Raw genomic sequence first — 19,373 nt, 5'->3', positions numbered from 1 at the left:
AGATTAAAATGATTACTCTTTTTGGAATCATTTTAATCTGTGGCAATAAAAAGAAGCAATTTGTAAAAAAAACAGATCAATTTATCAATTTACTTGGCGGGAAACCAAACTGCTTTTTGAAACATCTGCTGAAATACAACGGATCATTAAATCCAACTAAATTGGTGACTTCCGAAACATTGTATTTTTTGGTTTTTAGAAGCTCTGCCGCTTTTTTCAAACGAATTGTCCTGATAAATTCATTGGGGGCCAAATCTGTCAATTCTTTGATTTTTCGGTATAATTTAGAGGAACTTACCCCCAGTTTATCGCATAGAAATTCTGTCGACAGCTCTACTTCACTCAGATTATCATTGATTAATGTTGTGATTTTTTCCATAAACTCCTCATCAATTGGTGAATGCGTCAATAAACTTATTTTACTTTCTACTTCACCGGAGAATTTTACTTTGAGCTCTAATCTCGACTTAATAATATTTTCAATAACCGTTTTTAGCAATAAAGGTTCAAAAGGCTTTACTAAATAACCGTCTGCGCCCATATCATATCCTTTTACCTTATCTGTGTTTTCAGCTAATGCGGTTAATAAAACAACCGGAATATGACTGATAAATTCATCGCTTTTTAGCTCTTTACAAAATTCTAATCCTGTCATAACAGGCATCATGACATCTGCAACACATAAAATAGGTTTTATTTGTCGGCAGATTTTCAGGCCTTCTTCACCGTTTTCGGCATCATAAACTTTATAATAATCTGACAAATAATCGACGAGATATTTTCGAAGTTCGATATTGTCTTCTATAACCAGTATTTTCTCTTTTAGTTCTGTATTCTGGATAATTTTTTTAGCTGCTTTTTCAGGAATAAGCATGCTTAGATTATCATTTTTCAAAGCATATTCAAATACTTCTTTACTGTCGTAAGAGGCACGATCTATTGGAATCTCAACTCTAAAAGTACTTCCTTTTCCCGGTGTACTTTCTACAGCTACAAATCCTTTATGAAGCGCCACCAATGATTTGACTAACGACAAACCAATTCCCGATCCCGTATTATTTGCTTTGCTGTTTGTGGCCTGATAAAATCGTTTGAAGATTTTTTCCTGACTTTTCAACGGGATTCCAATTCCATCGTCACTTACTTCAATAATTAATACGCCTTCTGTTCCTGATTTTAGTCTCAGAAACAAATCTACATTTCCATATTTGTTGGTGAATTTTAAGGCATTAGACAAGAGGTTATAAAGAATCTTATCGTATTTGTCATTATCAATCCAACCGTTAATACTGTCAACTTCGGCAATAAAATTTAATTTGATTTTCTTGTTGTAGGCCATTTCTTTGTACGAATCAAAGATATTTTTTGAATACACCAGAATATCCGTTTTTGAAACTTTAAGTTTTAATTCGCCTGATTGTGCTTTTCTAAAATCGAGCACCTGATTGACAAGGTTCAAAAGTCTGCTGGCATTCTGATAAATAAGATTGTACCTGCTTTTTTCGTATTCGGTTGCATTGCTGTTATTTTCATCTAATAACTGCTTGGCCGGACCTAAAATAAGTGTCAACGGCGTTCTTAATTCATGCGAGATATTGGTAAAAAACCTTAGTTTTTCATTGTTCAGCTTTACATCGTGTTCCCTGTTTACTTTTTCAGTAAGCAATTCCTGTTTTAGACGGATACGGTGTTTAATCTCTCTTCGAATAAAATAAAAAATACAGGAAAGTACTAAAATAAACAGCACAAATGAAGTGGGTGTAAGCCAGAAAGGCGGCAAAATCTTAATTTGATACGATACAACTTTACTCCAGTGTCCGTCACTATTGCTCGATTTTATTTTAAAAACATATTTACCCGGATAAAGATTGGTGTACTGAACAATTCTGGAGTTACTATTGACTGTAATCCAATGTTTATCAAAACCTTCCAGCATGTATTGAAACTTATTGAGCTTTTCGTTTGCAAATGAAGGTGTCGAAAACTGAAGCGAAAAATTGCGGTTTTTATAGTTGAGTTCTACTTCTTTGCCATAATTCAGATCTTTCAAAAGCGGAATCTGTCCATTGATTTCCATGTCGGGAAATACCTCTTCGTTCTGAATTTTAAATTCGGTAATAACCGGTTCCGGCGACCATTTATTTCTTTTCATTGCCTGTGGAGAAAAAGAAATAATGCCGTTTTTACCTCCTAAATAAATAGTTGTATTATTGAAATTGAAAAAACCGCCGGAGCTAAAAACATCGAGCCTGTTCCCACTATTGACATGATAAATATTGATGTCTTTCAAGTCTGATTTTACCCAGGCGATACTATTGTTATTGATGTTGAGCCATAAATTTCCGTTTACATCAGATACCATATCTGTAATCCACTTGCCGGACAATTCCTTAAAATTATTAACGGTTGTAAAACTGTTCTTTTTAGCCTCATAAAAACATAATCCAAAACGGGTTGAAGCCCATATTCTGCCTTTATTGTCTACAATAATATCGCTGACATTGTCTTCATGCGGTAAAGCGTTTTCTTTTTTAGAAAGTGTTTTATACGTTTCTATTTTACCGGATGGGTAATGGTATCGTACGACGCCTGTTTCTGTAGCAAACCATACATTTCCTTTGCTGTCTTTTTCGATGGCATTAATCTGAAAACCGGGTAATAATTTGCCTTTGGATGTCTGAATTTCTAAAGTTTTAGTATTCAGTATAACAGCTCCTTCTCCAAATGATCCAACAATAACCGACTGCTCGTTTATTTTATTAAATGCAAATACGGGCGATGTATCAAAACCAACACTAATTTCTTTTGATGAATTGGTACTGTAATTATAAACCAGCACATTGCCATCCCAAAGACCGCAATAAAAAATCCTGCCATCATCGGAGTAAATACTGGCAATATCTTTTGATTTATCGTGCAGCGGGACAAATCCTTTGGCGCTCGAAATAAAAAGTCCGTTATGACTTGTGACCACAATTACTTTTCCGTCGTAGGTTTTAGAAAAGCCACGTATACGAGGCGCCTGATTGCCTATAAAACGGGAGATATCTTTGTTGAGTGTAAACTGATTTTCATACGGATCGTACTTATCCAAACCATCTTCGGTTCCTATCCATAAAACGCCTGATGCATCAAAATAAAGTGCCGAAACTAAATTATCTACTATCGAAGTATCATCTGATAATATAGAATAGTACCATTTATAATCGCCGGTTTTAATGTCTTCTAACTGTTTGCAAACTAATAATCCGCCTAAAGTTCCTACCCAATATTTACCATCCGGTGCCTGTGCAACCGACAAAAAATAAGGCCCTAAACTGCCTCTGATTTCTTTGTTTTCGATATATAAATTAATAAACTGATCGTTCTTTTTATCTAATTTATACAATCCTTCACGGGTTCCTATAAAAATATCAGACTTGGCGTCTTCGTAAATAAAATTGATATACGGGTTTTTGACGTTCGAATTGGGAACAGTAAGCGCATAATTATTCATTTTTACAATCGTTCCTTTACTGTCGAAAGTTATTTTTGCTACTGAACCTTTGTCATAACTTCCAATCCAGATATTGCCTTTTTTGTCTTCAAAGATTTCTTTTACATAGTCAAAACCTTTTATCGGGATTTTTTCGAATCTGTTTTCTTTCAGGAAAAACATATAGACTCCTTTGGTTTTGGTTCCTACCCAGACTCTTTTGAATTTATCTACGTGAACCGAGCGAATCTCTTCCTCGGGCAGGCTGTTGGGATTGTTTTTTTGTTTGAGAAAAGTCACAAAAACCTGCGTGTCCATTTTAAAAAGGGTTAGTCCTTTTCTGGTGCCTATCCACAAATGATTCGATGCTTCATCAAGTTCTAAAGCAGTTATATCATCGTTTTTTAACTTATTTGTACCGGAAGCAGTACTCAGATAATTTTTGAATTGATATCCGTCGAAACGATTCAGTCCGGCAAATGTTCCAAACCACAAAAAGCCCTTTTTATCCTGCACAATATGTCTCACAGAATTATGAGACAAGCCATTATTGTCATTATAATGCGTAAATTTTATACTCTGCGAATTAGAATAAAAAAACGCAATCAAACAAAAAAATAAGATATAGGGATTCTGTTTCATAAAATGAATTATAACTGCAATATACTCTTTTAGATTAAATTATTATTATCTTTTTAAGGAGTTATTCGTTCAATTTTATTGGTTTTTAAGTTAATTTTAAAATGATCCGCAGGCTGTCCTTTCATGGTTTTCAAAAATATTGCAGACCATAACACGAGATTTTTATCATTTGATTTTTCTAGCGCTCTGCAGACTATTTCATATTGTTTTAATCTGCTGCTTCCTATTTCGGGAAGTGCTAATTCGTCTGCATTTTTTAATCGGTAAAAATCAAATATCATATCAAAACCGTTCCATGTTTCAAAATCCCTAAGGGTTAAGGAATTAGATTTTAATGTTGCTGCAACTTCTGCATTATTTTTATGGAGAAGCAGTAAATCTTTTCCGGAAAGATCCTGAATTGATTTTAAAAATGCAGCCGGAAAATCTTCAGGCAAAAACCTGAGACGTACTAATTCTTTCAGATGCCATTCGGTAAAATTCTTATAGTCCTTAGCTTTCAAAACTTCTTTATTCCAAATAGCGGGACTTTTTATATTCTGCAAATGCGCATATTCTTGTTCATAAAAAGGGAATAAACTATTGAATTTTGAAACGGAACCTACTATTACGGTTTCTACCTCAACTTCTGAATCAGAATGAATCGTGAGTATTTTATACGCCGGCATGTAAGCCGCCAATGATGGTGTCTGAATATTAAATAGCGTATTGCCTTTTGCAGTCGTCCGCACTCCTGTATCGTTGATGTGCATGTGCCCGCCAAAATGAATCTGAATTCCTGCATCGGCAAATGTTTGGGCCACTTCTTCACTGGGAACTCTTGACAATTGCATTTTATCGGCACCAAAAAGCAATTTTAATTCTGGTGAGGCATCATTATTAAAATCAACCAGAGGATAGTGACTAAAGGCGATTAGTATTTTTCCTTTTTGTCTGGCTTCTGCCGAGACTTTTTTTACCCAGTTGATCAAATGATTTTTATAAATAAGCACATTATTATACCCAATACTGGCTCCGGAAAAATCATTGGGATTGTCTGCCTGACCAGATAAATTTTTATTGGGAACATAAGCATTGGCATCGATTGCCAAAAGCCAGATCCCTTTTACGGGCTCGACCAAATAGCTCGCATCCGGAAGTGATAAATTGGTGTTTTTTACTGCATAGGTTCTTTTTTCAAGAACAGATTCTGCTGTAGCTGTATCAAAATTATAGGTGTCGTACGTATAAGTTGAAAAAGGAGTTTCCCAATACCAATCTTTTTTTTGCGGAAAGAATCCAAAAGCAGCCATTTCGTTTAATGTCTCTTTGTATCCCCAGTTTTTTATGTCGGCTGTGATTATCGGGGCTAATTGATTATCCTGTTTTTTAAAATTGGTTTTAGAACTGCTGATAATTTGTTCCTGACCGTCTTTTCCCAAAAAATCAGTCTTTACAGCTTCTTGTGCAAAAGGTTTTACAGCATCGTGATTTCCTGTGGTTACAAAAAACGACATGCCTTTCTCTTTTGCATACTGATCGAGTATTTTTCTCAGTCCGCGAACATGAACAGGTTGTCCGTCGTCGCTAAAATCGCCGGGAAGGACAACCTGTTTAATGCCTCTTTTTGAGATATCATTTAATGCTTCTAAAAATGCAAAATAATTTTCATTGAAGATTCTGGTCGAATGCAATTGCGAACTCATCGTTCTAATATTGGCATACTCCCCTGTTACAGGATTTTTGATTCCCTGATAATCATTGTCTTCAAATTTTGCAAAAATATCCTGTAAATGAGCATCGGCAATAAAGGCTATTTGTACAGCCTTTTTTTGATCTGTCTGTTTTGATTTACAGGCAAATAAAGAAAGTACTAGCACTATTAAACACGATACTCTTAACATGTATTTTTATTTTTTATCTCAGAGATAGTCAGCCTATTTGATGTAAGCTTCTAATTTATCCAAAGTATTTAACTCCGTTTCTCTGGTACTTGAAGAAATGATTTTTGTTTCTAAATTTTTAGTTGGTTTTGAGATCAGCAAATACTGCGTTCCGTCATCTGTATTTTTCTCATAATCTTTTGGATTGTAAATTATTGCAGCACCAATAGGCACAATTTCTGCTGCAACATCTTCAGGATGTTTTCCCCAGACTGCAATATAATTAGCTCCTTTTTTTGTTTCGAAATCTTTGAAATAATTTACTCCGGTAGCAAATTGTACTTTTTCTCCAGTCAGACTAACTGCTTCTACTTTTGCTTCTCTTTTTCCTGAAGTAACAGTCACACGAACCAGGATATCAACTTTCTTTCCTTTGTAAGGAACTCCTCTTGAAATCATCTCCATCCAAGAAGTGGTATCTGTTTTTCCCACACGTGCCAGACGATTGGTTACAGGGTTCAACGGTACCAGTTTGTCTCCGTCCCAAAGTTTTACACCTCCTAAACCTACAGTTGATGCTACTTTATAATAATCTGCTCCCCATCCTTCTTTTTGCTGTTGTGGAGTTGGATACCATTGTGCTTTTTTTAATTCCAGGCCCGGTTTTGCTTTAGAATAAACATCGATCGCTACTTTATCACTAAAATAGATTCTCAATGCCATCCACTCGTTTTCGATTGCAGGCCCGTGATGTCCTATTGTTTTATATAAATCCCCTGTTTCTGAACCTATGTCTGTCAGGTACGTTATTTTCTCAGATTTCATATACAAACTTGTGTCTGTATTATTTTGTGCAGAGCAAATAGAGCCAAACAACAAAGCAGTGATAAATGATAATTTCATGATTTTTATTTTAAATATTTAATTTTCGTGAAATTAAACTAAGATTTCAATATTACCCAAAGATTTTATCATTAAAATAGATTCATTTTGTGATGAAATGGTGTAAATCCTGTTATATAAACATGTTTCCCACTGGTTCTAAGGGTTCCCTGATGATAGGTATATTCTTCACTATCCAGATTTTCTACATTTAGATGTTCACATTTTCCCGGACCAAATTGTATTACATCTCCTGCCAGAACAATTTCTCCAAGTCCGGACTTGAGAAAATAATTGTTTTTCTCTTCTTTTACGTCTCCCTGAATGGTGCTTTCTTCGTTAAAGCACATTTCAATGGTTACTTCTACATTTGGAGGTCCTTCTACTGTAAAATCGAGACTTAGTGCTCCGTTGTTTTCAGTGATTTCGATTGTCGTAATTTGTTTTTTTACATTGCTTTTTATTCTCGAATCAAAGTCCATTTTATTCCAAAACCGGCCATCTTGTGATTCCGATAATTTATAATCGCCATCGGCTTTACGGAATTCGTGGGCCAAAGGCTGATAATAATCGGCTTCTTTGGTTTCTTTCAAAATGTATTTATTTCCTTCTTTTATAATACCATTACTGCTGAAATATCCCATTCTGAAAAATGAGGTAGACAAACGCATGTATTTTAATATTGAATTTCCTTTTCGGTACATTAAAAAATTGGGATTTGAAGATCTTCCGGATACAATCTGAACCGGCTGATCGTTTCCTCCAAATAATGTTAATGACGTTTTCCCACGCCTGATTCTGGCCAGATTAGAGATTGCAAAAAACTTTTCGAAATCATTATCGATCTTTCCATTCACAGAAAGTGGCTGCTGAAGCTCCTCATTTTCCATAAAGAAAGCCAACGAATCTGATAACATATCGTTTGTAAATTCAGGCAGATTTTCGATCGTATTGACCATATATGCAAATATGGGGTTACGGGTCCGGATTGCCATATAGCGGTACTGCAAATAAAATTTGGTAACTTTTAAAGACATGAACTGATCTTGTCTTTTGGAATCAACGGTTACTAAATCGCCATTGGGTTCTGTATAATAAAAATAGGTAATCAAATTTTTATTGACTATTTCGAGCAGCTGCGGCCTGTTTAACAATCTTGCCATTATAATTAATGCTTTGTCGATAACTGCGGAATAAACCCCGCTTCGCTCTGCATAATGTCCGTCTTCATTGATATAAATACCTTCAGCAAGCCATTCGTCGATTCTTTTGATATATCGTTCATCGGGATAAAGGGAATTAATACTGGCTAAAGCCGCACAAATAACCCATCTGTGATTTGGGGTATGAACTCCTCCCGTTATCATGGCTTCGCCGGCATTTAGAATAAATCTTTTGATTTTATCTCTTACTTCTGCAAGGTTCTTCTGTTTGTCTCTGTTTAATAAAACTGCCGCCGGACAAATATATTCTAAAACAAAAGCAGTATCTGGTGGTGATTGTCTGTTTCCTCCTGCGTCTAATGTGCCATCTGCATATTGCTCTTTTAATAAAATACCTATTGCCTGATGCAGCTTTTCAGCCACAAGTCCGGATTTATAATATTCGGATTTCGGATTTGATATCGAAGCTGTCATCACGGTTACACCACTTGCAATTGCCCGAAAATTACTGATCCTGATCGTTGGGTCAATCGGTTTTCCATTCAATATGCTTTTGACTTTGGCGTCATTATTCAAAATGAGCTTTTTCATTAATTGAATATCTTCTTTCCCCTCATTGTGATTTAGAAGCATATCATTGGCAAAAATAACATCACTGACCAGTGCTCCCGCTAATGTGAGGCCTGATAATCTAATAAATTCTCCACGGCTGATAGGTTTCATATTGTATTTTTTATTGTTTTGAATGAAGCGGTTTCTTATCTATTCTTTGATATAAATTTCCAGCGGAACGACATCTAAATCCAAATATTTCAACCCCGATAGGTTCTATTATAAATTCATTAAAATCTATAAATATGTCGTCCCGATAGGAATTGACTAATTTTTATCTGCTACTTTCACTAATGTAAAATTTATTCCTAACGGGTTTTTCATTATTTTACAGATCAACGGAAACTCCGGATTTTTCACAATCCACATTTCTGTTTCATCGATCTCTGCCACTACGTGCAATGCGTCGACTCCTTTTCCTTCTATCTCAACATTGTTATTTCCCTGATTCTGATCTAACACATAGGTGGTATTGTTGTAAATAAATTTGTTGTTTTTTACTACATCCTGATAAGCAGACTGCGAAATCATAAAAAATGTTTCTGTTGGTTTCAGGTTCAAAACCGGAGCATATTCTCCCTGATTAAAACTTAAGGCATTACCGTTTTTCAATGCTTCCGGTAACGTTACGATACTGCTTTTCACACCTCTTGTATCTAAATCCAAAATCAGTTTATCGCTTGTTATTCTCGCGGTTAGCGTTAGGGTTCTGGTCTGCCCGTGCAGTTTACAGATATAACTTAATGTTGTATTGTTTTTAAGGATTGGAATATATTTTTGCGCTGTTCCTACTTGATGCATTGCACACAAGAAAAGGATTAAAAGTATCTTTTTCATCTGCCTGTTTATTTTGTTGGTGGTACTATTGTTGTTCCCCAAGCCGAGGGTTTCGAGTCCATTTCGAGGATCAGTTCTCCTCCTTTGGCAACGTCATCGTGTAAAATCCAGGCTTTGTTGTAAGACTTTCCGTTTAATAAAGCTGATTTTATGTACCTGTTTTTATCGCTCATTTTCTTTGCCGAGATTTTAAAATACGTTCCGTTTTCTAACTTCAAAGTGGTTTCTTTAATCAGGGGCGTATTCAGTAAATAATACGGCTGACCGGCATTAGGATACAATCCCATCATATGAAATGCCAGCCACGAAGACATCGCGCCTGAATCGTCATTACCAGGCAAACCTTCATGGGAACTATTGAAATTTTCTTTTATGATGGTTCTGATTCTGTCGCTGCTCAAATACGGTTTTCCTATCCAGTGATACAAACACGGGGTCAAAAATGATGGCTCGTTGGCTACATTATACAATTTCGTATCAAAAAAAGTATCCAGTCTTTTTTGAAAAGCCGCTTCACCTCCGGATTTACGAACGAGCTCGGGAACATCATGTGGAATACTCAAAGAATACTCCCAGGAATTGCCTTCGTAAAAAAAGACGCACCAATGGCAAACATACCAGGGAGAATCAATAATGACAGGCGTATACCTGAAGGTTGGCTTCTGAATTTTTGATTCTCCAAAAACAATATCATCGAGCCATTTTCCTGAGGCATCTTTTGGCATAATAAATCCTGTTGATCCGTTATTTACATAATCGGAACGCCATAGATTTTGCCAGTTATCTGCTTGTTTTATGTATTTATTGTACAATTCTGTATGATTTAATCCTTTTGCAACTGTTGCAATATTATAATCGTTATACGAGTAATCAATAGTTCTGTTTCCTGCACGATCTGTACCGTAGGGCACGTATCCCAATTTCAGATAATCTAATAATCCGCCTCTGCCTTCTTTTTCCTCATTTCCTCCGGGTGGTACTGTAGCATCTTTAAGCATGGCCTGCAAAGCCAGTTCATAATCGATTCCTTTTAGGTTTTTTACAAAAGCATCGGCCAGAACGACCTCAGCATTAGAACCTCCCTGAACACGACCGTTATCATTTCCGCTTCGGGCTTCGGGCAAGTAACCTTCACGTTTGTATATGTTCAACATTGCATTGATAATTTCGACCTGACGTTTGGAATCGATTAATGTAATCAATGGACTGGAACTTCTGAAAGTATCCCAAACACAATAAAAATCATCGTAATACGGTTCGTCATTGGTCCATAATGGGTTTTCTCCCGTTCTGTCTACCGGCATTATCATGGTGTGATATAAACCTGTATAAAACATTTTTTTATATTCTTCAGAGGTATCCGCTGAGAGTTGAACACGGTTTAATAATTGCTCCCATTTGTTCTCTAAGGAAGCTAAAACGGTATTAAAATTCCAGTGTGGAATTTCTACTTCGATGTTATTTTTTGCTTTTAATTCACTTAAAAAAGAAATTCCGATTTTAATATTTACTTCCTGTTTTCCTTCAGTGCCAAAAGAAAGTAGTGCGGCTGTTTTTTTTCCTGAATCAAACTGAGCAGATTGATTGCTGTAAAATTTTCCGTCTTTCCAGGTTACATATTTTGCTATTGGCTGGTCAAAAACTGCCCAAAAATAAACGGTATAGGCGCGGCCGTTATTCCATCCGCCGCGAATTCTGCTGTAACCGCGAACTTCAGTATCTGAAACGATTTCGATCTGAGAGCCTACAAATTGCTGCGCTTCCCTTCCGTCTGGTATTGCTTCTTCTCCCAGGAAAAAACCCGGATCAATCTTTACATTTTTAGATGCATTTTTTGGATAAGTAATACGGTAAAAAGCGGCTTTTTCGGCTGTTGTTATTTCTGTTTTAATATTATTTTCTTTGAAAACAGTTTCATAATATCCGAGTTTTACATTTTCTTCGGCTCTGTGCGACGTTTGATCTAATTTGTCTAAAGCTCCTGAAAAAGGCATGATCTGAATGTTCCCGTATTTGGGCCCGCCACCGGTACCGCTCACATGCACCTGACTGAATCCGGTTACTTCTTTTGGCATTGGAAGCCAGCCGCTATTAGGACTAACAGTACAATCAGGACTTGGTTTCACCATTCCGTACGGACATGAAGGCCCGATAAAAACCCTGCCAACACCTTCTGATCCTATCATGGGATCAACATAATTATGAAGCGGCTTTTGGGCATTTATTTCATGGGTACAGCATAATGCTATTCCTAGAAAAGTGATGATTTTAATAGATAATTTCATTTGCTTTATCTGATATATTTTTTAATAAACAGTTCTTATTTTAACAATATTGTACGCTTAAAAAAGGCGTTTCACTTGTTCTAAATACACATCGTTAAACTATGTGAGAGAAATACATTTCTTTATATAAACTTTTTAAAACATAGATTTTATGTGTTTAAATTTAATCACCCGACAAATTTATTTAGTGTTTTGGTGTGCTGGACATTTCTAAATTTAATTCTCCTCCTCCCGTAATAGCCGAATGAGAAATAGTAAAGTTTTGTACCGGACTATTGTTATATTGTATTTCGTTTATATAGATATTTTCCGGACCGTTATGGTTCGCCTTAATAACAAACTTTTTGCCTTTGTAATAGTTTGGATTTAATTGAATGGACACTTTATTAAATATCGGACTTCCGATCTGGTATTCCGGATTTTCATCTGTACCTCCGTTCATTTGAAACAGACCAATTTTAAGCAATACACTCAGGCTTCCCATTAAACCCTGATCTTCATCTCCGTTGTAACCTGTGTTTGGAGACAATCCGCTGAAGGTTTCTTTTACTACATTCCTGGTCCAGTATTGTGTTAAATCCGGCCTTCCCAACAAATTAAAAATAAAAGAGGTTTGTATGGATGGCTGATTTCCAAAATTTATGGGAATACGGCTGAACTCGGGATGCAACTCGGCATCGTGTGAGGTACCGGATGTAAATTTCAATTGCTGAGAAACTTCAAATTGCTTGTTTAGTTTTTCCGCCGCTTTTTCTTTTCCTCCCATCAAAGCGATCAGACCGGCTATATCGTGTGGCACAAACCAGGTCGACTGTGCACCATTAGATTCTATAAAACCATTTTCATATTTATAAGGATCAAAATTTTCAAGCCATTTTCCGTTACTATCTTTGGGACGCATCCATCCGACTGTTTTATCAAAAACATTTTGATAGTTTTTGGCTCTCGCCATAAAATAATTATAATCGTACTGATGGTTCAGTTTCTTAGCCAATTGTGCCAATGTCCAGTCCTGATAAGCGTATTCTAAAGTTTGGCTTGCACCGTCCTGATGGCTTCCAAATTCGCCTTCTGGAATCGGATAAGGAACAAATCCTTTTTCTATATAATATTTTAATCCTCCGCCACTGTCTGTAGTATGTTCATAACCTGCTTTTCCCATAATACCATTGAGCATATGATTTTTTTTGAGCCCGGTATAGATGTTTTCTAAATCTTCTGTTATAATTCCTTTTTGAATTGCACTAACAATAAAAGGAGTGGTCGAAGCGCCGGTCATTACAAAAGTATCATTACCTCCGGAAGGTCCGCGCGGGATCATACCGCCATCTTTATAATATTGCATTAACGACTGTACAAATTCGCCCATGATTTCAGGATATGCAAGTCCCCACAGCGTATTTATTGTCCATTGTGCACCCCAAAAGGAGTCTGAATTGTATTGATTGAATTTAGGTTTTCCGTCTTTATCCACAGGCAATTGTCCTATTCTGAATTTTTCTCCTGTATTGTCCGGATAGGCACCATTGGCATCACTAATCATTTTTCTTCCCTGCAAAGCATGCCAGAGGTCGGTATAAAATCTTCTTTGGTCTGTTGCTGTTCCGCCTTCTACTTCAATTCTTCCGAGTAAATTATTCCATTCGGTTTTTGATTCTGAAACGACTTTATCAAAATCCCAATGAGGCAATTCTTCCTGAATATTAGCAGCGGCATTTTCAACAGAAGTATAAGAAATCCCCACTTTCATTAAGACCTTTTTATTCGATTTCTCTAAATTCACTAAATAATTATGGGTGGTATTATCGTGCTCGATCGAAGTAATTGGAGTATTGAATTTAATTTTAAAAAATACGGTCAATGGTTTCGGACGTCTGAAATTAGTGCTTAATACTAATGATCCTGAAAGCTCGTCATTACTATTTTTATCTAATATCCCATTGGTATTATCACAAGGCCCAAGAACTGTATTGAGATTAAAAAGAACTGATTTTTGTTCCTGATCGGGAAATGTATAACGATGAAAACCAACTCTTTTTGTACTGGTCAGTTCTGCTTTTATTTGATATTTATCTAATACTACCGAATGATATCCCGGAGTTATTTTTTCAGTTTCATGACTGAATTTAGAATAAAAATTAGTAAAAATAGTGGTCTTTTCTTCTTTAGAACGTGTTACGGGCATTACCGAAACTCCGGACATCTGCCATTCATGAATATGACTGAAGCCTTTTATCGTATCTGTTGTGTACTTGTAACCGCCTCCCCAATCGCCATTGATTTCTGTATCGGGACTTAAGTTGACCATACCAAACGGACGACTTGCAGAGGAAAAGAAGAACCACCTTGAATTTTCGGTATCCAGCTGAGGATACACCATATCTACTAATGATTTCTTTTTTTCAGCAGCATTTTTTTCGGTTTTACATGACACTAAAAAAATAAGAAAGAGACTTACTCCTATACGGCCTATTTTATAAATTTTATCCGGTTTCATTTATTGTATTGTATTGACAGGAACTACAGTTTTATTGGTATGGAATTATCTTTTTTGGGTGCCCATTAGTAAATGATATTCGCTTTTTACTGTCGTCATTCTCAAAATCTGAAAACGCGGTCTTAAAAAGACATTCTGTACTATTTGGAATTTTAATAAAAAAGGAGAAGGAATTTTCATCCTCTTCTCCTTTTATAAAGCTGTAATCTATTTTAGATTTGCTTTCAGATTAATACTCATTAATATCCTGTATTCTGTGTTAGTGCAGGATTTAAAACCAAAGCATTGGTTGGAATCGGGAAAATACGGCGATAGGTATCTGAGTTTGTTTTGAATCCCCATTGCCCTTCAAATTTTCCAAATCGGATCATATCATTTCTATGCCATGCTTCGTGAGCAAATTCGCGGCATCTTTCCTGATACAATTCTTCTAAAGTAACACCGCTCCATGCTGCAGAAGTAGTTCTGTTAGAACGAACCATATTTACCAGCGAAACGGCTGTCTGACCTAAAGTTTCATTTCCTCCGCGAAGGATTGCTTCGGCTTTCATCAGGATAACATCTGAATAACGTAAATAAGGTACATCGTTATTTTGATTACGGCTTGTTGAACCTGCATCAGGATAAAACTTAATATTTCTGTATCCCATATTCCAGGCAATCTCATCGTTTCCGCAATCGAATAAAGCAGGGTTTTGACGCAGTAGAATATCCGGCGTTAAATTTAACTGATACGTATAAGCAGCAGCACCATCTGATCCGGTATAGAACTGGTCGTACCCTTTTTTTGTAGTACTAACCATTACCGGAGTAACACCGTCATTCATGAATTGCAAACCGGTTAACCATTGTTTGTTACGAATATCATTCACATCATTAAAATAAGCATAAAATGAAGGTATTGTACTTCTTGGCGCACTAGGAGTAAAAGACAGTCCGAATTTTGCTCTTTCAGAACGCGGAACATCATACCGCGAATGATACATTTGTCCGTTGTAGCCTACCGTAACAGCCGATGGATCATAAGGAACAGCAAATATGAATTCTTTCATTTGCGGTCCGTTTGTTGGATAAAACATCTGAAGGTACGTGCTTCTTGGTTCTATGGCATACAATCCTGAATTGATAACGCCATCACAAGCTGCTATACAATCGTTGTAACGTTGTGTTCCGGTATAAACCTCAGCATTCAGATACAACTTAGCCAACAAAGCATTTGCTGTTTGTTTGTTTGGTCTTCCGTATGTTGTTATTCCGGCAACCGGATTTAAATTAGGAAGAGCTTTCTTTAATTCTCTTTCGATAAAATTGAATACGTCTTTTCTGTCTGATTTAGCGTGAGCTGTAAAATCTCCGTAAACGGTATCCAAAGGCACGTTGCCGTAGCTGTCCATCATAATAAAATAAGAGATCGCACGCATGGTTTTTAATTCTGAAATCATTGTAGATTTATCAGCACCTGCCGGCATTGTTTTATCTAAGATCGAAATGGCCTGATTACTGGTCCCGATTACTTTTGAAGACCAATCCCAAAGGCTTCCGATATTACCATTATCTGCTGTCCAGTCATGGTAATGCAGCATTCTGTAACCCTGATTATCATACCAGTTACCTCCTCTGGCGGGCAAAATAGATTCATCTGTACTTAAGGATTGTGTAAACCAGTAAGAAAACGAAAATTCACCGCGAAAAGCTGCATATACCGGACCTGCAGTCTGAATATATTGTGTTGAATTCTGAGGGAATACTTCTGGTGTAAGCTGCGTTGTAATGGGCACATCAAGATCCTCACAAGACCATAATAAACCAACCATAAGGATTGGAAGCCCTAAATATTTTACTATATTTTTCATCGTATTTATCATTTATTTTTTAGAATATCACATTTAAACCAAACAGGAAAGTTCTCGTTTTTGGATAGAAGTTATTTGAATCTACACCCGGAGCAGTTCCTCCTTGTTCTATTTCAGGATCAATTCCGGTGTATTTTGTAATAACAAACAGATTATTTACTGTTTCGTAAATACGGATCTTCTTAATGTATTTCCCCACTTTACCAAAATCATATCCTAAAGTCAAATTGTCTAATCGAAGGTAACTTCCGTCTTCTATAAATCGCGTCGAATACTTATAGGCATTTAAATCATTTGGAGATTCATTCTGGGCATCAACAAGAATGTTGGTGGTCATGGCAGTACTTGGCCTGAATAAATCTGCACGCGTTGCATTGAAAATTTTATTGCCAAATACACCTCTGAAAAAGATGTTCAGGTCGAATTTTTTGTAAGTGAAATTATTATCCCATCCCAATAAAAATTTAGGCTGTGCACTTCCTGCATAATGGTAATCTGTACCAATTGCCGGAGTAGTTGTTAAGCTTCCGTCTCTGGCAACATATTGGGAAACGCCATTGGCATTTTTACCTGCATATTGCAGTGTAAAGAATTGTCCAAGAGGTTTTCCTTCTTTAAAAATTTGCAGGGTACTTCCTGTCTGACCGCCTCCATCAGGCTGTACTCTTCGTATTGAATCTCCTCCCACAAATAATGGGTTTTTCAATTTGGTGATTTCATTTTTGTTTGTTGAACCATTTATAGTGGTCGACCAGCTGAAATTTTTAGTTTTGATAGCATTAATACTCAACGAGCCTTCAATACCACGGTTTGACATATTACCGCCATTGGCTACAATTGTTCCTACCGGCACTAATACAGGATTTACAGCATAATTGAAAATCATATCTGTGGTTTTCTTTTCATACACATCAACAGAACCCGATACTCTTCCTTTTAATATGGTGAAATCAAGACCAAGATTTGCGGTTGCTGTTTTTTCCCATTTCAAATCCGGGTTAGCGGCCTGATTGGGTCCATAAGCACCCATTTGTTGTCCGTTGTAATAGAATGTTCCAAGGCTTCCCGAAATAAACTGCGCCGTGTAAGCATTAAATCCTGAAGAGTTACCTGTTTGTCCCCAGCTTCCGCGAAGTTTCAAATCGCTGAAAACATTTTGATTTTTCATGAATCCTTCTTTGTCAATTCTCCATGCACCCCCCACTGAAGGAAAATAACCCCACTGATTATTGGTACCAAATACTGAACCTCCGTCTCTTCTGATGGTTCCCTGTAAAAGGTATTTGTCTTTGTAATTGTAATTTAAACGGGCAAACTGAGAAATCAAACGTCTTTTTTGATACGCTTTACTGTCTCCAAAATTAACAACATAACCGTTTACAGAAGTATAATTACTTAAAGCAAGGTTGTTATAACTCACATTATCTACAGGAAAATTAGTTGCTGATGCCTGAAATCCGTCACCAAGAATATCTTCCTGCCAGGAATACCCAATTACAGCCTTAATTTTATGGTCGCCAAAAGTTCTGTCCCAGTTTAAAAAGCTCTCAACGATAGTATTACTGTTTTGGTAAGAATTTCTCATTGCTGATCCGTTTACACCAAAATTTACTAATTGTTTTACCTGAGGCGGATCTGGATTATTGTAGAAAGTAGCACTATTATACTGCTGATAATAACTGTCATAAAACTCTCCGTGCAGTGAATTTAATTGTTGGTACGATAAATTCAAATTATAAGAGAATCCGTAAGGAAGTTTTAATTCTGCCGTAAGACTACCCACAAAATTATTGGTTTTGGTATCATCATCTCCATGCTCTATTAAAGCTACCGGATTGAAGTAACTGGTTTGAATGAAATTTTCAAAAAATGATCCGTCTGCATTTCTGATTGGCGATACAGGAAGGTGGCTTATCGATTGTTGAAGTACCGTATTACGCTGTGGAACATTGGTGTACTTCGTATTAGAGTTGGTTACATTCAGACCAATTTTTAAATTATCATCGAATGCAAATTGCTCAACAGCCAGACGTGCAATAATTCTCGAAAAATCACTGCTCAAAAGAACTCCTTCTTTGTTTACAGCGGTTACACTTGCAAAATAATTACCATGTTCACCACCTCCGCTTAACGAAAGGTTATGGCTGCTTGATTGCGCTCCGGAATTTCTAAGAATTGCTTTTTGCCAGTCTGTATTTGCCCCTTTATCATTTTCAGGAGTAAAATTTAAATTGTTCTTAACTGTAAATGCTCTCAATTGATTTGCATCCATCATATCAAGCTGGTTCGAAACATTCTCGACACCAAAATAATTGCTATAAGTAATCTGACTTCTGTCTTTACTTCCTTTTTTGGTAGTAACCATGATCACTCCATTTGCAGCACGGTTACCATAAATGGCCGTTGCAGCAGCATCTTTCAGCACATCAATACTCACAATATCTTCTGATGCAATCACAGAAATATCAACACCCGGAATACCATCTACTACATAAAAAGGTCCCTGAGAGCCATTTAATGTAGATACTCCACGCAAAACTACTGAAGACTGTTTCGTTGGATCCCCACTGGTTGAAACATTAAGACCCGAAACTTTTCCCTGAAGCATTTGTCCTACATCACTGATTACCCCTCTGTTCAGTTGATCTCCTTTTATAGATGCAACAGCAGTTGTTAAGTTTTTACGGGATCCTTTTCCGTAACCAACCACTACAACCTGTTCCAGATTAGTAGAGCCGGAATTCAGCTTAATAGTATAATTTGTTTTTGAGCCGTCCAGTTTAAGACGCTGTTCATCAAATCCTATAAAAGAAATAATCAATATCGCATTTTTGTTTGAAACAGTCATTTTGAATTTCCCGTCAAAGTCTGTTACAATATTATTCGGCGTACCACTTTCGAGCACATTGGCTGCTGGTAACGGCATACCCTTCTCATCCTGAACCACACCTGATATCTCAGTTTTTTGCGCCCATGAACTAATTGAGAAGCCCAGAAAAAAGGCTAGTAATAAAAGCTTAAGTTTTTCCATATTATTATTTGGTTAATTGGTTAAATAGTAAAGCGAAAATAGTATTAATGAATTGTTAAGAAATGGACAGGTTATTCACAAACATGGATTTTTTTAGTAAATCCAGCAAGAATAAGGGTTTCAGAGATTTATTTTCGTAACACATTAACATAAAAAAGAAATATATCCTGACAAATGTATTTTGGAGTCCGCTGAAACAATAAAGTTATTATGCTATAATGATCTTTGTTGAAC

Annotated in this window: 9 protein-coding genes; all 9 read right to left on the bottom strand. The window is 36.4% G+C overall.

The window, feature by feature from the left end:
- Positions 1–76 precede the first annotated feature (76 nt).
- Complete coding sequence (locus tag B0A67_RS10945; RefSeq protein WP_072960029.1) at positions 77–4,117, bottom strand: hybrid sensor histidine kinase/response regulator; 4,041 nt, start codon at positions 4,115–4,117, stop codon at positions 77–79.
- A 53-nt stretch (positions 4,118–4,170) separates the two neighbouring features.
- Positions 4,171–6,000 carry a metallophosphoesterase family protein gene (locus tag B0A67_RS10940; protein WP_072960032.1) on the bottom strand — a complete coding sequence of 610 codons (1,830 nt, stop codon included), beginning with the start codon at positions 5,998–6,000 and terminating at the stop codon, positions 4,171–4,173.
- Between the two features lie 33 nt (positions 6,001–6,033).
- On the bottom strand, positions 6,034–6,882 hold the full coding sequence (locus B0A67_RS10935; RefSeq protein WP_072960035.1) for a DUF4861 family protein: 849 nt from the start codon (positions 6,880–6,882) through the stop codon (positions 6,034–6,036).
- Positions 6,883–6,953: 71 nt separating this feature from the next.
- Positions 6,954–8,747, bottom strand: coding sequence for a hypothetical protein (locus B0A67_RS10930; protein ID WP_072960038.1), 1,794 nt, complete (start codon positions 8,745–8,747; stop codon positions 6,954–6,956).
- Positions 8,748–8,903: 156 nt separating this feature from the next.
- Positions 8,904–9,473 carry a hypothetical protein gene (locus B0A67_RS10925; RefSeq protein ID WP_072960042.1) on the bottom strand — a complete coding sequence of 190 codons (570 nt, stop codon included), beginning with the start codon at positions 9,471–9,473 and terminating at the stop codon, positions 8,904–8,906.
- An 8-nt stretch (positions 9,474–9,481) separates the two neighbouring features.
- The gene (locus B0A67_RS10920) at positions 9,482–11,758 is read right to left on the bottom strand and encodes a GH92 family glycosyl hydrolase (RefSeq protein WP_072960045.1); all 2,277 of its coding nucleotides are present in this window, start codon (positions 11,756–11,758) and stop codon (positions 9,482–9,484) included.
- Positions 11,759–11,942: 184 nt separating this feature from the next.
- Positions 11,943–14,255, bottom strand: coding sequence for a GH92 family glycosyl hydrolase (locus B0A67_RS10915; RefSeq protein WP_072960048.1), 2,313 nt, complete (start codon positions 14,253–14,255; stop codon positions 11,943–11,945).
- 239 nt (positions 14,256–14,494) lie between these two features.
- Complete coding sequence (locus B0A67_RS10910) at positions 14,495–16,108, bottom strand: RagB/SusD family nutrient uptake outer membrane protein (protein WP_072960051.1); 1,614 nt, start codon at positions 16,106–16,108, stop codon at positions 14,495–14,497.
- A 19-nt stretch (positions 16,109–16,127) separates the two neighbouring features.
- Positions 16,128–19,139 carry a SusC/RagA family TonB-linked outer membrane protein gene (locus tag B0A67_RS10905; protein ID WP_072960055.1) on the bottom strand — a complete coding sequence of 1,004 codons (3,012 nt, stop codon included), beginning with the start codon at positions 19,137–19,139 and terminating at the stop codon, positions 16,128–16,130.
- Between the last annotated feature and the right edge of the window lie 234 nt (positions 19,140–19,373).

The sequence above is a fragment of the Flavobacterium aquidurense genome (assembly GCF_002217195.1).
Lineage (GTDB): Bacteria > Bacteroidota > Bacteroidia > Flavobacteriales > Flavobacteriaceae > Flavobacterium > Flavobacterium frigidimaris.
The sequence above is the reverse complement of the archived record's forward strand: the minus strand, read 5'-3'. Positions and strand labels throughout refer to the sequence as shown.

Excerpts from the sequence above, each read along its gene's own strand:
- B0A67_RS10945 (WP_072960029.1), bottom strand. The coding sequence starts at position 4,117 with ATGAAACAGAATCCCTATATCTTATTTTTTTGTTTGATTGCGTTTTTT.
- B0A67_RS10940 (WP_072960032.1), bottom strand. The coding sequence starts at position 6,000 with ATGTTAAGAGTATCGTGTTTAATAGTGCTAGTACTTTCTTTATTTGCC.
- B0A67_RS10935 (WP_072960035.1), bottom strand. The coding sequence starts at position 6,882 with ATGAAATTATCATTTATCACTGCTTTGTTGTTTGGCTCTATTTGCTCT.
- B0A67_RS10930 (WP_072960038.1), bottom strand. The coding sequence starts at position 8,747 with ATGAAACCTATCAGCCGTGGAGAATTTATTAGATTATCAGGCCTCACA.
- B0A67_RS10925 (WP_072960042.1), bottom strand. The coding sequence starts at position 9,473 with ATGAAAAAGATACTTTTAATCCTTTTCTTGTGTGCAATGCATCAAGTA.
- B0A67_RS10920 (WP_072960045.1), bottom strand. The coding sequence starts at position 11,758 with ATGAAATTATCTATTAAAATCATCACTTTTCTAGGAATAGCATTATGC.
- B0A67_RS10915 (WP_072960048.1), bottom strand. The coding sequence starts at position 14,255 with ATGAAACCGGATAAAATTTATAAAATAGGCCGTATAGGAGTAAGTCTC.
- B0A67_RS10910 (WP_072960051.1), bottom strand. The coding sequence starts at position 16,108 with ATGAAAAATATAGTAAAATATTTAGGGCTTCCAATCCTTATGGTTGGT.
- B0A67_RS10905 (WP_072960055.1), bottom strand. The coding sequence starts at position 19,139 with ATGGAAAAACTTAAGCTTTTATTACTAGCCTTTTTTCTGGGCTTCTCA.